19 protein-coding genes are annotated in these 18169 nt (G+C 31.3%); 12 read left to right on the top strand and 7 right to left on the bottom strand.

Going from position 1 to position 18169, the window contains the following annotated elements:
* The 3 genes from AS157_RS07370 to AS157_RS07360 are packed head-to-tail and all read right to left on the bottom strand — an operon-like array spanning nucleotide 1 to nucleotide 3286.
* Nucleotides 1–1305, bottom strand: a complete 1305-nt coding sequence (locus AS157_RS07370) for a thymidine phosphorylase (protein ID WP_077288614.1) — start codon at nucleotides 1303–1305, stop codon at nucleotides 1–3.
* On the bottom strand, nucleotides 1292–2563 hold the full coding sequence (locus AS157_RS07365) for a sensor histidine kinase (RefSeq protein ID WP_077288613.1): 1272 nt from the start codon (nucleotides 2561–2563) through the stop codon (nucleotides 1292–1294). Before AS157_RS07365 ends, AS157_RS07370 begins: the two co-directional genes overlap by 14 nt.
* Before the next feature lie 3 nt (nucleotides 2564–2566).
* Nucleotides 2567–3286: a winged helix-turn-helix domain-containing protein gene (locus AS157_RS07360; RefSeq protein ID WP_075665175.1), complete on the bottom strand. Its 720-nt coding sequence runs from the start codon at nucleotides 3284–3286 to the stop codon at nucleotides 2567–2569.
* Between the two features lie 150 nt (nucleotides 3287–3436).
* Between AS157_RS07360 and AS157_RS07355 the strand changes: the two genes are divergently transcribed.
* Genes AS157_RS07355 through AS157_RS07340 form a run of 4 tightly spaced genes read left to right on the top strand, consistent with a single transcriptional unit; the run spans nucleotide 3437 to nucleotide 8078 of the window.
* The gene (locus AS157_RS07355) at nucleotides 3437–5575 is read left to right on the top strand and encodes a sodium-translocating pyrophosphatase (protein ID WP_197023134.1); all 2139 of its coding nucleotides are present in this window, start codon (nucleotides 3437–3439) and stop codon (nucleotides 5573–5575) included.
* Between the two features lie 12 nt (nucleotides 5576–5587).
* Complete coding sequence (locus AS157_RS07350) at nucleotides 5588–6325, top strand: energy-coupling factor transporter transmembrane component T family protein (RefSeq protein WP_077288612.1); 738 nt, start codon at nucleotides 5588–5590, stop codon at nucleotides 6323–6325.
* A gap of 58 nt (nucleotides 6326–6383) precedes the next feature.
* Nucleotides 6384–7118, top strand: a complete 735-nt coding sequence (gene fabG, locus AS157_RS07345) for a 3-oxoacyl-[acyl-carrier-protein] reductase (RefSeq protein ID WP_077287000.1) — start codon at nucleotides 6384–6386, stop codon at nucleotides 7116–7118.
* Between the two features lie 39 nt (nucleotides 7119–7157).
* Complete coding sequence (locus AS157_RS07340; RefSeq protein WP_075665172.1) at nucleotides 7158–8078, top strand: 1-phosphofructokinase family hexose kinase; 921 nt, start codon at nucleotides 7158–7160, stop codon at nucleotides 8076–8078.
* Here the strand turns inward: AS157_RS07340 and AS157_RS07335 are convergent.
* Both AS157_RS07335 and AS157_RS07330 read right to left on the bottom strand, forming a co-directional pair.
* On the bottom strand, nucleotides 8049–9056 hold the full coding sequence (locus AS157_RS07335; RefSeq protein WP_077288611.1) for an NAD-dependent epimerase/dehydratase family protein: 1008 nt from the start codon (nucleotides 9054–9056) through the stop codon (nucleotides 8049–8051). The genes AS157_RS07340 and AS157_RS07335 overlap by 30 nt on opposite strands.
* A 149-nt stretch (nucleotides 9057–9205) precedes the next feature.
* Nucleotides 9206–9628, bottom strand: coding sequence for a MarR family winged helix-turn-helix transcriptional regulator (locus tag AS157_RS07330; protein ID WP_077286996.1), 423 nt, complete (start codon nucleotides 9626–9628; stop codon nucleotides 9206–9208).
* A 51-nt stretch (nucleotides 9629–9679) separates the two neighbouring features.
* Between AS157_RS07330 and AS157_RS07325 the strand changes: the two genes are divergently transcribed.
* From AS157_RS07325 to AS157_RS07290, 8 genes are all read left to right on the top strand, one after another.
* On the top strand, nucleotides 9680–10198 hold the full coding sequence (locus AS157_RS07325; protein WP_077288610.1) for a GNAT family N-acetyltransferase: 519 nt from the start codon (nucleotides 9680–9682) through the stop codon (nucleotides 10196–10198).
* Nucleotides 10199–10285: 87 nt separating this feature from the next.
* Nucleotides 10286–11107, top strand: coding sequence for a phosphate ABC transporter substrate-binding protein PstS family protein (locus tag AS157_RS07320; protein WP_077288609.1), 822 nt, complete (start codon nucleotides 10286–10288; stop codon nucleotides 11105–11107).
* Between the two features lie 10 nt (nucleotides 11108–11117).
* Nucleotides 11118–11975 carry a PstC family ABC transporter permease gene (locus tag AS157_RS07315; RefSeq protein ID WP_077288608.1) on the top strand — a complete coding sequence of 286 codons (858 nt, stop codon included), beginning with the start codon at nucleotides 11118–11120 and terminating at the stop codon, nucleotides 11973–11975.
* Complete coding sequence (gene pstA / locus AS157_RS07310) at nucleotides 11968–12780, top strand: phosphate ABC transporter permease PstA (protein ID WP_077288607.1); 813 nt, start codon at nucleotides 11968–11970, stop codon at nucleotides 12778–12780. Before AS157_RS07315 ends, pstA begins: the two co-directional genes overlap by 8 nt.
* Nucleotides 12777–13523 carry a phosphate ABC transporter ATP-binding protein PstB gene (gene pstB / locus AS157_RS07305; RefSeq protein ID WP_077288606.1) on the top strand — a complete coding sequence of 249 codons (747 nt, stop codon included), beginning with the start codon at nucleotides 12777–12779 and terminating at the stop codon, nucleotides 13521–13523. Before pstA ends, pstB begins: the two co-directional genes overlap by 4 nt.
* Before the next feature lie 11 nt (nucleotides 13524–13534).
* Nucleotides 13535–14179 carry a phosphate signaling complex protein PhoU gene (gene phoU, locus AS157_RS07300; protein WP_075665164.1) on the top strand — a complete coding sequence of 215 codons (645 nt, stop codon included), beginning with the start codon at nucleotides 13535–13537 and terminating at the stop codon, nucleotides 14177–14179.
* Nucleotides 14176–14850 (top strand): response regulator transcription factor, encoded by a 675-nt coding sequence (locus AS157_RS07295; protein WP_075665163.1) that lies wholly within the window; start codon nucleotides 14176–14178, stop codon nucleotides 14848–14850. The genes phoU and AS157_RS07295 overlap by 4 nt, the downstream gene beginning before the upstream one ends.
* Nucleotides 14837–15775, top strand: coding sequence for a sensor histidine kinase (locus tag AS157_RS07290; protein ID WP_077286985.1), 939 nt, complete (start codon nucleotides 14837–14839; stop codon nucleotides 15773–15775). Before AS157_RS07295 ends, AS157_RS07290 begins: the two co-directional genes overlap by 14 nt.
* Here AS157_RS07290 and AS157_RS07285 read toward each other — a convergent pair.
* The gene (locus AS157_RS07285; RefSeq protein ID WP_077288605.1) at nucleotides 15756–16871 is read right to left on the bottom strand and encodes an ROK family transcriptional regulator; all 1116 of its coding nucleotides are present in this window, start codon (nucleotides 16869–16871) and stop codon (nucleotides 15756–15758) included. The genes AS157_RS07290 and AS157_RS07285 overlap by 20 nt on opposite strands.
* Nucleotides 16871–18082, bottom strand: a complete 1212-nt coding sequence (locus AS157_RS07280) for a glycosyltransferase (RefSeq protein ID WP_077288604.1) — start codon at nucleotides 18080–18082, stop codon at nucleotides 16871–16873. Before AS157_RS07280 ends, AS157_RS07285 begins: the two co-directional genes overlap by 1 nt.
* Nucleotides 18083–18169 lie beyond the last annotated feature (87 nt).

Below are 18169 nucleotides of genomic sequence, written 5' to 3'. Positions count from 1 at the left end.
TCACTTTACAATGTCCAAAATAATATCGAGTTTTTGGACATCGCTGTCACCTATTGTATACGCATCGTTAAGAAGATTAAGGGCACTTTCCACATCACTGTTTTCACTTATGTAAAGTTTTACTATTGTTTCACCTTTTGAGACCTTATCCCCGATTTTTTTGAAAAATTCTAGACCAACTGAATGATCAATTTTGTCTTCTTTTTTAACTCTTCCTGCGCCTAAATAATTACAAGCAACTCCTACTTTTTCCGTATTTATTTTTGATATATATCCGTCTTTGTTTGCCTTAAATTCTACAAAATTGTTGGAAATAGGTAATATATCTTTCGGTTTTTGTACTACATCTGGATTGCCACCTTGTGCGATTATAAATTCTTTAAACTTATTTAAAGCGTCTCCGTTATTTAGCGAATCATACGCAAGTTTATAACATTTTTCATAAGAGTCTTTTCCAGCCAGATAACACATCCATGCGGATAAAGTAAGGCACAATTCAACGAATTTTTTATCTCCATTTCCTTTTAGTGTCTCAATTGCTTCAAGTACTTCCAAAGAATTTCCAGCAAAGAAACCAAGAGGTTCATCCATATTAGTCAAAACGGCAACGGCTTCTTTGTTGTGACTTTTTGCAATACCTACCATGGCATTGGCAAGTTCTCTTGCAGAATCAATGTCTTTCATAAATGCACCTGAACCTACCTTTACATCTAATACAAATGCATCAGCTCCACCAGCAAGTTTTTTACTCATAATACTTGAAGCAATTAAAGAAACTTCGTCTACTGTTGCCGTTGCATCACGTAAAGCGTATATCTTTTTATCTGCAGGTGCAAGATTTGCAGTTTGTCCTACAACGGCTATTTTGTATTTGTTTACATTTTCAAAAAACTCATCTAGCGTTAATGAAGTTTTAAATCCAGGTATTGATTCTAATTTGTCAATGGTACCTCCAGTATGGCCTAAAGCTCTACCTGACATTTTAGCGACTGGAACACCAAGTGATGCGACTATTGGGGCAACAACTAATGTTGTTTTATCACCTACACCACCTGTCGAATGTTTGTCTACTTTTTTCCCTTCTATTTTTGATAAATTTAACATATCACCAGATTTTGCCATTATTTCCGTCAAAATAGCCCTTTCTTCGTTGTTTAAGTGTTTGAAAAATATTGCCATCAAAAATGCGGACATCTGATAATCTGGTATATCTTTATTTACATATCCCATTACCATGTATTCTATTTCTTCCTTATTAAGAGTTTCTCCGTTTCTTTTTTTTAGAATAATATCATACGGTCTCATCTATATTACCTCCCGTTGGTAAAGTAACTATGAATTTTGTTCCTACTCCTTCTTTACTTGAAAACTCAATTACACCATTGTGCTTTTCTACAATTGTTTTTACAATTGATAATCCAAGACCTGTCCCACCCATTTTTCTGCTCCTGGCTTTATCCACTCTGTAGAATCTTTCAAACAGCTTCTTTTGTGCCTTTTCAGGAATACCGACGCCAGTATCCTTTACAATTAGTTTTACACTGTCATTTTCTTTGTATGCTTCAACAGTTACTTTTTTCTCTCCTTTTTCTTTTAGTGAAGTATATTTTACCGCATTATCAACTAGGTTTAGTACCATTTGAGTTAATCTATCTTTATCACCTATAAGTTCGATATTGTCTGGATAGACAAACTCGACTTCAACTTTGTAATCTTTTGCCAATGGTTCTATTATATTTCTTACATGTTCAAGAATCTCGGTAAAGTTGATTTTTTCAAATACAAATTGAGTATTTCCAGATTCTAGTTTTTCAAGATCAAGTAAATCGTTGATTAATCTGGTCATTCTTGCGGCTTCAGATTCAATTATCGTTAAAAATCTTTTTATTAATTCCTTATCTTCAAGGGAATCATCAAGAAGTGCTTCTGCATATCCGTGAATTGAAGTAAGCGGTGTTCGAAGTTCATGAGAAACATTAGAAATAAATTCTTTTCTTACATTTTCCAAAACTCTTTCTTGTGTTACATCATGGAGTATTATAATATACCTTTCATTATCTTGCTCCAGCGTAACAGGTACTATTTTTAATTCGTAATATCTTTTTTCACCATTGACAAAGAGGTTTATTTCGCCGGATTTCAGATCTTTTTTGCTTTGAACTTCTTCGAACATCTGATTTACGTAGTAATCTTCAAAGACTTCGTATAGTTTTCTTCCTTCAACTCCAGGTCTTGTAATATTTCGAGCTTCAATATTGGCGAATGTAATAGTTCCATCTTTTTTCGCTATTATTATAGGATCGACTATATTATTTAAAATAGTCAAGTGGTTTTTTAGTGATAATTCCAATTCGTATATTTTTTCTTCTAAAGCCGTTATTTTCTTTCTGATTTTTTCTGAAATATAAAGAGGAGGAGAATCCCTACCCTCCTCTATCAATTTTTCTATTTTTTTCATTGAAACTTGTAATATATCGTATTCTTTTTTAATTTCCTTTAATTTGTGTATTACAACAAAGAGAGACATTAATAGTACAAATATAGTAATTACCAAATAGAGCATTGATTATTCTTCCTTTCCAGGGTCTCTAAACTTATAACCTTTCCCTCTAACTGTTACTATATATTTAGGATTTGAAGGATCTTCTTCTATTTTTGTTCTAAGTCTTCTGATGTGAACGTCAACAGTTCTTGTGTCACCAAAATAATCGTATCCCCAAAGTTTGTCTAAAAGCACGTTTCTGGAAAATACCTTCCCTTCATTTTCAGCTAGAAATCTTAAAAGATCAAATTCCAATGGGGTTAAATTAACTTTTTTACCCTTTATTTTTACCTCATACTTATCTACATCAATTTCCAAATCTTTTGCAACTATCTTTTTTGGTTTTTCTTCTTTTACTTGAGTGGAAAGCTGCATTCTTCTAAATACAGCTTTGATTCTTGCAAGGAGTTCTCTAATACTAAATGGTTTTGTTATGTAATCATCTGCACCTAATTCTAAACCTAAAACTTTATCAAATTCCTCACCTTTAGCGCTTAAAAAGATTACAGGTGTAAATTTATGTTTCTCTTGACTTCTAATATTTCTTACAAATTCAAAGCCATCCATTCCAGGTAACATTATATCAACGAGAAACATATCCACATCTTTATCTTTAATCTCTTCAAGAGCTTTCTCAGCGTCTTCGACGGGTATAACATCATATCCTTCTTTTTCGAGCGTGAAACTAATTAATTCAAGAATTTCCGGTTGATCATCAATAACCATAACTTTCCTTTTTCCCATAGAAGGAACCTCCTCTCAAATTCAAATGTTAACTGATATCTTCTTGAAACATTATATCATATTTTTTAACAAATTGGAAATACTTGTACATAATTTTGGAACAAAACCTTGTTATAATTAAGTTAAGATTTGGTAAAAGGAGGGATGTTGATGGTTTATTTATTGATACCTATATTGGGGATAGGGCTTGCGTTATTAAATTTTTATTTTGTCACAAAAAAATCCGAGGGAAACGACAAAATGAAGGAGATTTCTCTTGCAATTAGAGAAGGTGCAGATGCGTTTATTTCACATGAATATGCAGTTGTTTTTAAAATATCTATACCCATTGCTATAATTCTTGGTTTTATAACTGCATGGTATGTGTCAGTTTCCTTCTTAATTGGTGCGTTGATGAGTTCACTTGCAGGATTTATAGGAATGAAAATTGCAACTAGGGCAAATGTAAGAGTTTCAAATATTGCACGTGAAACACGTGATTTAAACAAAACATTAAAACTTGCTTTCCAGGGTGGATCTGTTATGGGGTTGTCTGTTGCCTCTTTTGCACTACTGGGGCTTGGTATAGTTTTTTGGATTTTTTCTTATCAACTTGATAAAGAAAATTTAGTAATTATAAAGAATTATTTAGGAATTAATTTTATACCATTTGCGATGACTGTCTCTGGATATTCTTTAGGGTGCTCCATAATTGCCATGTTTGATAGAGTGGGAGGAGGAGTTTATACAAAGGCTGCAGATATGGCAGCAGATTTAGTGGGAAAAACGGAGTTAAAATTACCGGAGGATGATCCAAGAAATCCCGCAACAATTGCGGATAACGTAGGGGATAATGTAGGAGATGTTGCAGGACTTGGTGCAGACTTGCTTGAAAGTTATGTGGGTTCAATACTATCTGCTATAGTTTTAGCATCTTATATTTTTACACTATCTGGTAATTTATACTATGAAACGGTAAAGAAATTAATTTATTACCCGTTTTTGTATACTACTGTGGGGTTGATCGGGAGTATTTTTGGAATTTATTTTGTAATATTAAAGAAAGGATCTGGAAATCCACATAGAGATTTAAACAGTTCTTTGTTTTTATCTGCAATTTTAAGCTTGTTTGGAAATTTTCTTTTGACTAATTATTACTTGTCAGATGTAAAAAATTTGGAAACTTTTGGGTTTAGATTTGGAAAGTTTTCACCATATTTTTCTTCAGTTTTAGGGGTCTTTGTAGGAATTATTATTGGGTTATTGGCGGAATATTACACTTCAGATGACTTTAGGCCTACAAGGGAGTTGAGTTATAAATCAAAGCAGGGATCTGCAATTGTAATATCTGGTGGTTTGGCACTTGGTATGAAAAGTGTATTTTTACCCTCAATATTTTTATTTATAGCGATTTTACTTGCAAATTATTTTTCAGGGTTATACGGTGTTGCAATGGCATCTATAGGTATGCTTTCCTTTGTTGCAACATCGGTTTCCGTTGATTCGTATGGTCCTATTGCGGATAACGCGGGTGGAATAAGTGAAATGGCAAAGTTAGAGGAAGATGTTAGGAAGATTACGGATAAATTAGATATGGTTGGTAATACCACTGCCGCAATTGGTAAAGGATTTGCAATAGGTTCTGCTGCATTGGCTGCTTTGTCACTTTTTGCTTCGTATGTTTTTTCCCAAACATCTCCAGGTACGTTTTTTAATAACGTTTTTGATCTTTTGAATTTAAATATCATAAATGCCAAAACACTTTCAGGGGCTATTTTAGGAGCATCTTTACCGTTTATGTTTAGTGGGATTTTGATAGAGTCTGTTGTAAAAAGTTCAGGATTAATGGTAGATGAAATTAGACGTCAGGTTAAAGAAAAGCCAGGTATTTTGACAGGTGCTGAAAAACCTGATTATCAAACATGCGTTAAGATAAGTGCAGCAGGTGCAATTAAACAAATGAGTAAACCTATATTTATTGCAGTTCTTACGCCTATAATTTCTGGATTTTTACTTGGAACAGAGTTTGTCGGTGGTGTATTGGTTGGAACAACGTTAAGTGGTATAATGTTAGCGTTATTTAGTGCAAATTCCGGTGGTGCGTGGGATAATGCAAAGAAACATTTAGAACAGGGGAAAATTAAAGGGCTTGAGAAAGGCTCAACAGAACACGATGCACTTGTGATAGGAGATACAGTTGGTGACCCATTAAAAGATACTGTTGGACCTAGTTTGGATATTTTGATAAAAATAATGGCTGTTATTTCATTAATTTTGGCTCCTTTATTTTTGGAATTTCACATTTTTTAATGGAGGAGTAATATGAAATTTGCTTTTGGAAGATATGTACCAGGAATTTCCATAATACATGCGTTAGATCCAAGAACAAAAATTATTTCTTCTTTTGTTTTAGTGTCAGCTGTTTTATTTGTACAAAATTTAACAGGGTATTTGATATTCTTTTTTGTGTTTTTGCTTATATCATTTTTGTCAAATATTAGATTTACTTTGTATTTGAGATCTGTGAAAAACATGTGGTTTTTAATATTATTTGCTTCAGTAGTGCAGTATTTTGTCAGTGGACTTGAAATGTCCATTTTTATAGCACTTAGACTTGCATTTGTGGTACTTTTTGCATCTTTTTTAACTTTTACTACTTCACCATTGTTGATTTCAAGAGGGTTATCTGATCTTTTAAAATTTTTTGGTGTAAAAAAAAGATACAGAGACGATTTTGGAATGATTATGACCATTTCTTTTAGATTTATTCCTATTTTGTTTGATGAGGTTGATAGAATAATTAAAGCGCAAATTGCAAGAGGGGCAAAATTTGACCAAAAGGGACTAAAGTATAAACTTCAAGCGATAATTGTGATAATTGTTCCACTCCTTGTTTCGTCGCTAAGAAAAGCAGAGGAAATTTCAATTGCGCTGCAAGCAAGAAAATATGGTTTATTTGAAAGAAAAAGCTATTATAAATTATGTTGGAGTATTCGGGATACTTTATTTTTAATTTTTTCAATTTCTATTTTAATTTTTATTCTTGTATTTAAGTTATAGAGATTGTATAATTAAAATGTTAAACTGTTAAACAAGACTAACTTAAGGGGGTTAGAATATGAAATTAGAAGGAAAAGTTTGTATAATTACAGGTGCAGGTAGTGGAATAGGGAAGGTTGCAGCCTTGTTATTTGCAAAAGAAGGGGCAAAAGTGATAGCTTGTGATGTAGTTGAGGAAAATTTAAAAAAATTAAAGGAGGAAAATGAAAGTATTGATACTTATAAATTAGATGTTTGTGATAGGAGTGCAATTAAGAAAATGGTGGACGAAATAGTCGAAAAATACGGTAAAATAGATGTTTTAGTAAATAATGCTGGAATTACAAGAGACGCTTTATTGTTAAAGATGAAAGAAGAAGATTGGGATAAAGTAATAGATGTCAATTTAAAGGGTGTTTTTAACATGACACAGGCTGTTGCACCAATAATGTTAAAAAATGGAAAAGGAAGTATCATAAATACCTCATCAGTTGTGGGGGTATATGGAAATATAGGCCAAACAAATTATGCCGCAACAAAATCAGGTATAATTGGTATGACAAAGACATGGGCAAAAGAACTTGCAAGAAAAGGTGCACAAATTAGGGTAAATGCAGTAGCTCCCGGGTTTATTAAAACGCCAATGACGGAAAAAGTTCCTGAGAAAATAATACAAGCTTTAAATGAAAAAATACCTTTAAAAAGAATGGGAGAAGCAGAAGAAGTTGCAAAGGTTTATCTATTTTTAGCATCTGATGATTCCTCATACATTACAGGTCAAGTAATAGGAGTGGATGGTGGATTAGTAATTTAAGGCCAGATTTAATCTGGCCTTTTTGAAAGGGGTGAAATTTTGATTTTTACGCTTACGATGAATCCTTGTTTGGATAGGTATTTATACGTTGATAAATTAGTTTTAGATGATACAATTCGCGTAAAAAATGTTGTTGACTATCCAGCGGGAAAGGGTATAGATGTTTCAAGAGTAATTAAAGAACTTGGTGGAGTATCTGTTGCTATTTCATTACTTGGTGGTGAAACTGGGCGAAGAATTGAGGAAATGCTTGATAAAGAAGGTGTTATTTATAGTACTATAAGGGTAGAAGTTGAAACAAGGACTAATATAATAATGGAGACAAAAGAAGGACAGTATAGATTTAGTATGCCAGGTGAAAAGATTTCGAAAAAGAAACTACAAGTGATTCTTGAAGTTTTAAATGCAATTGTTAGAGAAGGTGATGTAATCATAATTTCAGGAAGCCTTCCAAAAGGAGTTTCACCAGATTTTTACACTGGAATAATATTTGCGTTAAAGCAATGGGGAGTATATGTATATTTTGATGCGGATGGTGAGAAGCTTAAGGCGGGACTTCTTGGAAATCCAGATGTTATAAAACCAAATGAACATGAATTTCAAAGACTTGTCGGAAAAAAATTAAAGAGCTTGGAAGATTTTAAAGTAGAAGGTAAGAAGATTTTGAAAAGGTTTAATTTAAAGGAAATTCTTTTAACCTTAGGTGGTAAGGGTGCTATGTTAGTTTCAGAAGATGAATGTTATTATGCAAAGCCTTTGGATGTAGAAGTGAAAAGTGCTGTGGGAGCAGGAGATTCCTTTTTGGCAGCTTATGTGTTAAAAAGAGAACTAGGAAGAAAGGAAGCTTTTAGATGGGCAAATGCCGCTGGAACTGCAGCTGTTATGACGCCTGGCACAGAATTATGTAAAAAAGAAGATGTAATTGATTTGTTAAACATGGTGGAAATAAGTGAAATTTAAAGAATTTCTTAGATAATTTTTAAACCATTCAAGTGTATCAAAGAGTGTCTCTTCAATTGGGCGAGGAGTGTAATTAATCTCTTTTTTCGCTTTTTTGTGTGAAAATTTGTAATTTCTAGTAAGTGTGTGGATTGAGTAAGGTGTAAAAAGAGGTTTTGTATTTGTAAAAAAACCATATATTGCGGCAAGCCATGATATAAAATAGGCAAAGCGTGAGTTAATTGTTTTTGGGGATTTTTTTTCTCCTGTAATTTTGTTTAATAACTTTACAATCCTTTTTATTGAAATAGTCTTGTTTCCTAAAATATAAAATTCCGATTTTTTTCCATAGGTTATTAATTTTATAATTCCATTTGCAACATCCCTTACATCGACAAAGTCAAAGCTGCCATTTATTATGTATTTTAATTTTCCCTGTAAATAGTGTATAAAGAATTTTCCCATTTCAGATGGTTTAAAATCATATGGTCCAATAATACCTGTTGGGCATATTGTTATGATATCAAGGCCGGATTTTGCTGCATTTAAGACTTCGAGTGCAGCAAAAGCTTTTGATTTTCCATAAATTCCAACGGTTTTTTTGGGATTTATTTCTATACTTTCATCAATTGTTGTACCTTTTTTAGGTTCTATAAATGCGTGTACTGAACTAACGTAAATTATTTTTTTGTTAAGCCTTTTTCCAATATTTAATATGTTTTTTGTACCATTTATATTAACAGAAAAGACTTGTCTTTTTTCCCATGGAAGGATTGAAATAATTGCAGCAAGATGTATTATTATATCGGCATCCTCTGCTATGTTTTTTACCAAATTATAATCTCTAACATCACCTTTTATAATTTTCACATCTAAATCCATTAAACTTTCGCATTTATCACTTGGGTGAACAAGAGTTACAACTTTTTCACCATTACATATTAATTTCCTTATTAAGACATTCCCCAAATGTCCAGAACCACCTGTTATAAATATCATTTTTTCACCTTCTTAAATAGTTTAGATTTTAAATCATTTATATTATAAACTATTTATAAAATAAAACAAAATTATTGGCTAAGTTATTAAAGCCGATTATGAACAGTTATTTAAAAAATTTTTTGTTTTTGGTGTAAAATTAAGAAGAGTTATTTTTTGGAGATATTTCTAAGAAGTAGTTCAAATCCTTTATTTATAATTTCTAGTTCTTTATCTGGGATCTTTGAAATAGTAAAATCTATTATTTTGTAAAAATCCTTTGAAAAACTTTCAAAGAGCTTTTTACCATTATTGGTGGGGGAAATAAGTATGAGCCTTCTATCTTCACTTGAACGGTTTCGTTTAACCAATTTTTTATTTTCCAATTTGTCAATAAGTACGGTAATAGCACTTTTGGAAAGTCCCATTTTTTCAGAGCAATATTTCATAGATACAGGTGAGTTAAAATTGACGAATAAGAATAAGTAGAATTCATTTGTTGTCATCTTCGAAAAAGTGCTATTTTGTTGAAAAAACTGTGTAAAGTTGACTACTAAATTAAAAATTGATTCGAATATTTTTTTCTTATCCATTATTTTCCCCCTAATTATATTATAACATTTTGTAAGAAAGGAGGAATATTTGTGTTAGATGGTAAAAAGGTTAGATTAAGGGAATACAGAAGGGAGGATTTAGAAAAAGCAAGAAAGATGGTGAACAATGTTTTAAAATACACAATACCCGGTATTCCATATCCTCTGAGGGTAGAAGATGAAATAAAATGGTATGAGGGTTTTAATGCTTTTTCTGATAACTATTCTTTTGCAATTGAGTTAAAAGAAAGCAATGAGTATATAGGAGGATGTGGTGTTAATAAGGTAGATTGGAAGAATTCGGTGTGTGAACTTGGTATTTTTCTTGGAATGTCTTACTGGAATAAAGGATATGGAACAGAAGCAATGGAACTTTTAGTAGATTTTGTGTTTAAAGAAATGAATATTAATAAGATAAAGTTACATGTCTATTCTTTTAATCAAAGGGCTATAAGGAGTTATGAAAAACTTGGTTTTAAAAAAGAGGGAGTTTTAAGGGAAGAGTTATTTAGGGATGGAAAATATTGGGATGTAATTGTAATGGGACTTTTAAGAAGAGAATGGGAGTAATCTTAACATTTCTTAATATAATTTAAAATATTTTAAATAAATTTTTGAGAGAATCCTCCTGGAGACTAAAAACAGGAGGTGTTTTTTATGAGAAAGTTTCTTGTGTTAATTCTTTTTGTATTTACTGTGTTTTTATTTTCGGAAACTCTAGTGATAAAGGGTTCAAATACCATATTTCCTATCGCACAGCTTTGGATTGAGAAATTAAAAACGATTTATCCTGATCTTGAAATAACATTAGAAGGAGCAGGTTCATCTACGGGAATAGCAGCTTTATTTAACAAAACTGCGGATATAGCGAATGCAAGTAGATGGTTAAAGGAAAGTGAAATTGCAAAGATGCACAAAGAAGGAAGATATTTTATACCTATTGTTATAGGATATGATGGTATTGCCATAATTGTAAATAAAAATCTGAACTTAGAAAAAATATCGTTAAATACTTTAAAGAAGATATATACTGGAAAAATTAGATATTGGAATCAGGTTGATCCAAATTTACCTAAAAAACAAATACAGATATATTCAAGAAACACAGCATCTGGAACTTTTGAAACATTTGAAAAAATTGTTTTAAACAAAGAAAAGATGGCACCGTGGGTACGTATGGTTGAAAGTACAAGATTTGAATTGGAAACAGTTGAAAAGAATCCATATGCAATAGCATACGTTGGCATTGGATATGTTACAGATGATGTGAGAGTGTTAAAGGTTGAAGATATTTTACCAACAAAAGAAAATATTTTAAATGGAGTTTATCCAATCTCAAGAGCACTTTATATGTTTTTGGATGCAACAAATGGATATCCAGATTCAGGAGCTATAAAAAAGTACATTACGTTTGGATTATCTAAAGAGGGGCAAGAATTAGTTGAAAAAGCTGGATATGTAGCAGCATACGGATTTTAGGAGGAATTATATGAGAAATATAAAATATTATTTTCAGTTGACTTTAATATTTACATTCGCGCTGTTTTCCATTGCAGCGCTCATCTTTTTGATATTTTTCATAGTAAAGGAATCCTTGCCCGCAATTGTACATTTAAAAATAAAACCTTTTATAAGTTTGTATTGGTATCCTACTTACGATCCACCAGAGTTTGGAATGCTTGCACTTATAGTGGATACATTGCTTGTTACTGTACTTTCTTCTGTGATTACCATTCCACTTGGTTATTTTATTTCCTTTTATTTGCATACATATGCAAGTGATAGAGAAAAACATATAATAAAATACATTATTTCAGTTTTATCTGGTGTTCCATCAGTAATTATTGGTGCAGCAATTTTAATATTTGTTTCTCCTATTTTACTTAATTTTGATATTTGGTCAACAGAAAATCTTTTCCTTGCTGTATTAGGGTTATCTTTCCTTTCGTTGCCTTATTCAGTATCATTAATGACGGATTCGTTAGAAGATGTACCTAGAGAGCTAGAAGAAAGTTCGCTGGCACTTGGTGCAAGTAAATTTATTACAACACTAAAAATAACAACAAAGGCTTCTATAAATGGAATACTTAATGCTGCGGTATTAACTATAAATAGGGTTATTGGTGAGACAATGGTTGTATTACTAGTTGGTGGTGGCGCGGCAATAATTCCCACTTCAATTTTTGATCCAATAAAACCTCTTACTGCGGCAATTGCAAGTGAAATTGGAGAAGCAGGTGTAAATAGTATGCATTATCATGCTTTGTTCCTTGCTGGTTTAATACTCTTATGTATATCTTTAATACTTACTTATTATGCAAAGAAAAGGGGTAGAATAGATGGATAGGTTTATGAATTATTTTTTAAAGGTATTAACTTATTTTGTGGTTTTTTTGATATTATCACTTATTATGTCTGTAATATTCGATGGTATAAGGTATTTTTCTTTGGATTTTTTTACTGAATATCCATCAGATGGAATGAAAAAAGGAGGGATTTTTCCGGCGATCTTGGGAAGTTTTTATATAGTGACTGTGAGTGCAGCCTTTTCAATACCACTTGGGATTTTTACAGGCGTTTTTTTAGAAGAATATAAAAATAGTATTTTATCTAGGATAGTTGATTGGGCTGTAACTTCTTTGAGTGGGCTTCCTTCAATTGTATTTGGACTTTTTGGATATGCTATGTTTTCCATTGCGTTGGGATTTGGAACAAGTGTTCTTTCTGCTTCACTTACGCTCTCTTTAATGACGTTGCCTGTTATTTCTTCTTCGGTTAAGGAGGCTTTATCGAGTTTACCAAATGAGTTGAAAGAATCAGCTTATGCGTTAGGTGCAAAGCAAAATGAGGTGATTTTTAAAGTTTTAATTCCTGCGGCAAGAACACGGATAGTTACTGCTTCTTTGATAGGTTTTGGTAGAACTTTAGGGGAAACCGCTCCAATCTTAATTACTGGTGCTGTCTTTTACGCAACTTCATTACCCAAAAACATCTTCTCTCCAGTTATGACTTTGCCCACACATATTTACTATCTTATAGCTGCATATGGGAAGAGTTCAATTTGGATGGCTAGCGCAAGTGCGGCATTACTCCTGATTTTTGTTTTAATTTTATATTTTTTAGCTTTTAAAATTGGAGGTATCAAGAGATGATTGAAATAAAGGATTTTAGTGCATACTATGGCGATAAAAAGGTGGTAAAAGATGTAAGTTTTAATGTGGCAAAAAATAAAATTACCGCTATTATTGGGCCATCTGGTTGTGGTAAGTCAACACTTTTGAGGAGTATCAATAGAATAAATGACACGATTCCTGGATTTAGAGTTGAAGGTCAAATATTATTTGAGGGAAAAGATGTCTATAGAGAAATAGACGATATTACTATTTTGAGAAAGAAAATTGGAATGGTATTTCAAAAACCCGTACCTTTTCCTATGAGTATATATGATAACATTGCATTTGGATTGAAAATACATGGTATAAAAGGAAAGAATAAATTGGACGAAATAGTAGAGAAGTCTCTAAAGCAAGCAGCTCTATGGGATGAGGTAAAACATGAGTTAAAAAAAAGTGCAAATGCTCTATCGGGAGGTCAACAACAAAGACTTTGTATTGCAAGAACTCTAGCTATCGAACCAGAGGTATTGCTTTTAGATGAGCCAACTTCTGCTTTGGATCCAATTGCTACTCAAAAGATAGAATCTCTATTGGAAAAATTATCTGAAAGTTATACAATAGTAATAGTAACTCACAACCTTGCACAGGCAATAAGGATATCAGATTATATTGCTTTTATGTACCAGGGAGAATTAGTGGAGTTTTCAGATACTTCTTCTATGGTGAAAAAGCCAAAATCGAAATTAACAGAAGCGTATTTGAATGGAAAAATAGGTTAAGGAGTGATAAGATGGAGACATTACATTTTGAAAGAGAATATGCACTTTTGAAAGCAGATATTTCAAAGATGTTGTCTTTTGTTTCAAAATCATTTGAAAGTTCAATCGATTCGTTAGAGTTTTTAGACGTAAATCTTGCAAATAAAGTTATAGAAGATGATGATGCAATAGATCTTTTAAATAGGGAAATTGAAGAGAAGATTTATGAGATTATAGCAAGATATAATCCCAAAGCAAAAGATTTAAGATATGTGATTACGATGATAAAATTTTCGAATAATTTGGAAAGAATTGCCGATTTGTCCTGTAATATAGCTGAGAAGGTTTTGGATGTTACAAAAAAAGGAATAAAATACAGGATAATTAAAGAGATAAAGGAAATGTTTGGCGTTGCATTGAAAATGCTTCACGATACATTTTTGGCGTTTTCAACAAAAGATGTAAAACTTTTAAAGAAGATATGGGAACGCGATAAAGAATTAGATAGAATAGAGATTGAAATAAGGGAAAAATCGAAATTGGAAGAGAAAGATATAATGATTACTAACATACTAATTGCAAGAGATCTTGAAAGGATTGGAGATCATTTAAATAATTTGTGTGAGGAAATTGTTTACATTGAAACAGGTAAAGAATTAAAGGAGTTAGATATATGAAAAAAATATTAATAGTTGAGGATGATCCTTTGATAAGAGATGTATTAAAGAAATATATTGTATTAGAAGGATTTGAAATTGATGAAGTTGAAAGTGTTTTTGATTTGAGAAAAAAATTGGAGGAAGGAAAATACGATTTAATACTGTTAGATATAATGTTGCCGGATGGATTATCTACAGATGAACTACCTGAAATTAAGGTAGAGTATCCCGAAGTTGGAATTATTATAATTTCTGCAAAGGATAGTGATAGTGATAAAATATTTGGATTGGAAATAGGAGCTGATGATTATATTACAAAACCTTTTAATCCAAGAGAGGTAGTGGCGCGAATAAAGGCTTATTTTAGAAGGGTTTCCGGGAAGAAAGAAGTACTGCGCTTTGGTAATTTGGAAATATACTGTGATGATTATGTGGTATTAAAAGAAGGTCAAGAAGTGGATTTGACGGCTAAGGAGTTTGAGATTTTATGTCTACTTGCAAAAAATCAAAATGTTGTTTTTTCGAGAAATAGAATATTAGATTTAGTGTGGAAGGATGAGTTCATTTCCGATAGAGTGGTGGATGTACATATAAGTAATATAAGAAACAAATTGGGGAAGGAATGGATAATTACTGTTAGAGGAGCAGGTTATAAATTTAATGCGAGGGGATATAATGGAAGACTTTAGTTTTTTTGAAAATTTCGATGATGCGATAATAAAACTCGATTTTTTGAAAATTTTAAATTCTAACGAAGTTGCGAAATCTCTTGGTTTTTTTGAAGGAAATGACATACTGTCGGTTTTTACTTTTGAGAAAGTTGATGTAGTGGTGGAGAAAATAATCAAAAAAGAAAATTTTATGATAGAAGATAAGTTTTATTTCTTTTATCTTTCAGATGAAAGATATGTTCGACTAAAGTATTTTAACGGTTTTATTTATATTAAAGATTTAACAGATGAAATGAGAATTAATGAGGCAAAAGTAAATTTTACGACATCTGTTTCACATGAACTTTTTACACCACTTTCTGTTATAAAGGGGAATTTGTATCTATTAAGGGATACTTTTGGAGATATAGAACCTTTGGAACAAATGGAACATGCTATAAAACGCATGGAAAGGATAATTAAGCAGTTAAAAATTATCGCAATGTTGGAACTTGGTATGTATACTCCACAGAAAAATGTAGTTGATGTGGAAAAAATCTTAAAAGAAATTTTAGAGGAATTTTCTGAAAGGATTAATAAAAAAAGATTGTCTTTTGAAATATCAGTATTTCAAAAGGAATTTTTTAATGATGGTTTTATGTTATACACAATTTTAAAAAATATTATTTCTAATTCTATAAAGTACTCTTATGAAGATTCCAAAATTTATATTACCGTTGAAAAAGATAAAATACGTGTTAAAGATCGTGGAATTGGAATAAAAAAAGAAGAAGTTGAAAAAGTTACAGAAAGATTTTATAGAAGCAAAGATGCTATTAAAATGGCATATGGTTCTGGATTAGGATTATCAATTGTAAAGCATATTTGTAAGATTTTAAATTGTGAGCTTAAGATAAACTCCGATTATTTAATAGGTACGGAAGTTATAATTTGCTTTGAATAATGTAATATTGCAATGCGGTTATTGCTGCACCAAGTTCTATGTTACTTTCAATTCCTCTATATACAATTGGTATGGGTTCTTTACTAACAGATAGAACTTTTTTTTGTAGAACTTGCGAAAACCAAGGGGTAACTCCCTCACCTGTCAAAATTATTTTTTTGGGTGATAAGAGTTTAAACGTGTTGATAATAGACACGGTTAGATGTTTAAATACATCTTCATAAATTATTTCAGCTTTCTTTTTGAAATTTTTATATAATTTTCTTATTTCTTTCAAATCTATTTCGTATTGTTCCTCATTTTCTATAAATTCTGTAATTTTTAAGTCTCTAAATTTATATTTTTTTAGTATAGCGTATTCTGATGCAAGAGTTTCAAGACAACCTGTTGAACCACAATAACATTTTTCATTGCCACCTGCGTAAAAGTGTCCCAGTTCTATTATTTTTTTATAGTTTTTATTGAAATAGTCTAATGATTCTAGGTAGCAAGCACCAATACCTGTTCCATAGTTTAAAACAAGTATTTTTTCTCCAGCGTGATTTACAAATTCTTCCGTTGCTATTGCTTCAACATCATTTAAAATTGTAAATGAGATATTACCAAAATGCTTTTTAATGATATCTTTTGGTGAGTAGTCTTTAAGTTTTAATATATAGGAATTAACTTTTTTATCAATTACATTACCAGAAAATGCTATGCCAATAGATTTTATTTTGTCTTTTAGACTTAGCTTTGAGAGTACGGAATCTAGTAGCTTGGAAATGTTTTCATTTCCCATATATTCTTTTGTGATCTTCAATGCATTTTTTTCTAAGATTTCAAATTTTGAGTTAAATATTGTGGCATTTATGTAATCTCTTCCCACTTTTATTCCAACTGAATACCAATAATTTGGATTTAAAAGTACATATTGGGTTGGTCTTCCAAGACCAATACTTTTTCTATTGGAAATTAGAATGTAGTCTTTTATTTTTTTTAATGTATATGAAAGGGTGGAAGATGTAATGTTTAATACGTTTTCAAGTTCTTTTCTACTTGTTTCTTTTTTAATAAGTAATTCTAAAAGTATTTTTTTTGTTGTAGTAAGTTCCATTAAACCACCTCTTTTATGATTTGCAAATATCTTTTTAAATGTGAAGTTGTTAAGAATTTTTCCTTTACACTCTTTATGGCATTTTTTCCCAGTTCATCTTTTAAACTTTTGTCTGAAATTATTTTATACAATGCGTTTGAAAGTTCATTAACTTCTGTGTTTAAATACCCATTGTATCCATCAATTACTTGTAATTTTATACCACCAACAGGTCTTGCAACTATAGGATTTCCTTTCCATAACATTTCTGCAATTACAAGACCAAATCCTTCTTTAGTTGCTGTGTGGAGTCCTGCAGTAGAAATGGTTTGAAATGCATTAACTTCTAAATGTCCTACACCTTTTAAATCAGTTAAAAAGTGTATATCAGGATCTGTTCCTGCATATCTTAAAATATCTTCAAATAAAATCCAACCTTCTGGGTCATCTTTTGCCATTGCAGAAACTATTAAAAGTTGAATGTCAGATTTTTCTTTTAAAATTCTATAAACATCAATAGCACTTTTTAAATCTTTCCAGGGATCAAATCTTGCTACAACGGTAATTATCGGTCTTTCAAGATCTATGTTGTACCTTTTTGCTATTTTTTGTATTTGGTCTTTCGAGAGCTTTTTGTTTTTATCACTTAGTGGATCTATGCTTGGCGGAAATTCTATGGCAATTTGTTCAAAAGGCTTTTGTATGTATTCTTCAAGATGAAATAATGCCTTTGAATATTTATCATATGCCATGGGTATTATTTTATTCCATATCTTTTTATTTGGCGTAGAAGTGTCTATATGACATCTCCATATGTATTTACCCTCTTTAAATATTGGAATTAAGTAAGGTTGTGGATCATGTATAATTATAACATCTGCATCTAAATCTAAATTCTTTGCATTTTCTTTATTTATTTTAACATAAAGATCAAGTTCTTCATCAATTAAATCAACTTTGGCACCTTGAAATGCATTGTGTAGTTTCTTTGTCACATTGAAAAACTCCATAGGTGCTTCAAGTATTTCCCATTGGGTATTTATACCTAAGTCGTTCATTAAGGGAATTAAGGTGTATAAAAGCTCAGCAACTCCACCACCGTATGATGTTGCATTTACGTGTACTATTTTTAGATCTTTTAAGTCCTTTGCCATTTCAAATAACTCTTCTACATCTTCTTTGGCAATTTTTAAGTAATCTTTTATACTTTTTTGAGGAAGTTGTACCTTCATATATAAACACCTCCAAGTTTTTTTGATTATCGAAATAATTCTAACACATTAATTGTATTTGAAAAATAGAGCAAATTTAAGCAATTT

Source organism: Thermosipho sp. 1244 (assembly GCF_018588215.1).
In the GTDB taxonomy this organism is placed as follows: Bacteria; Thermotogota; Thermotogae; order Thermotogales; family Fervidobacteriaceae; genus Thermosipho; species Thermosipho affectus.
This window is presented reverse-complemented; position numbering and strand designations above follow the sequence as displayed.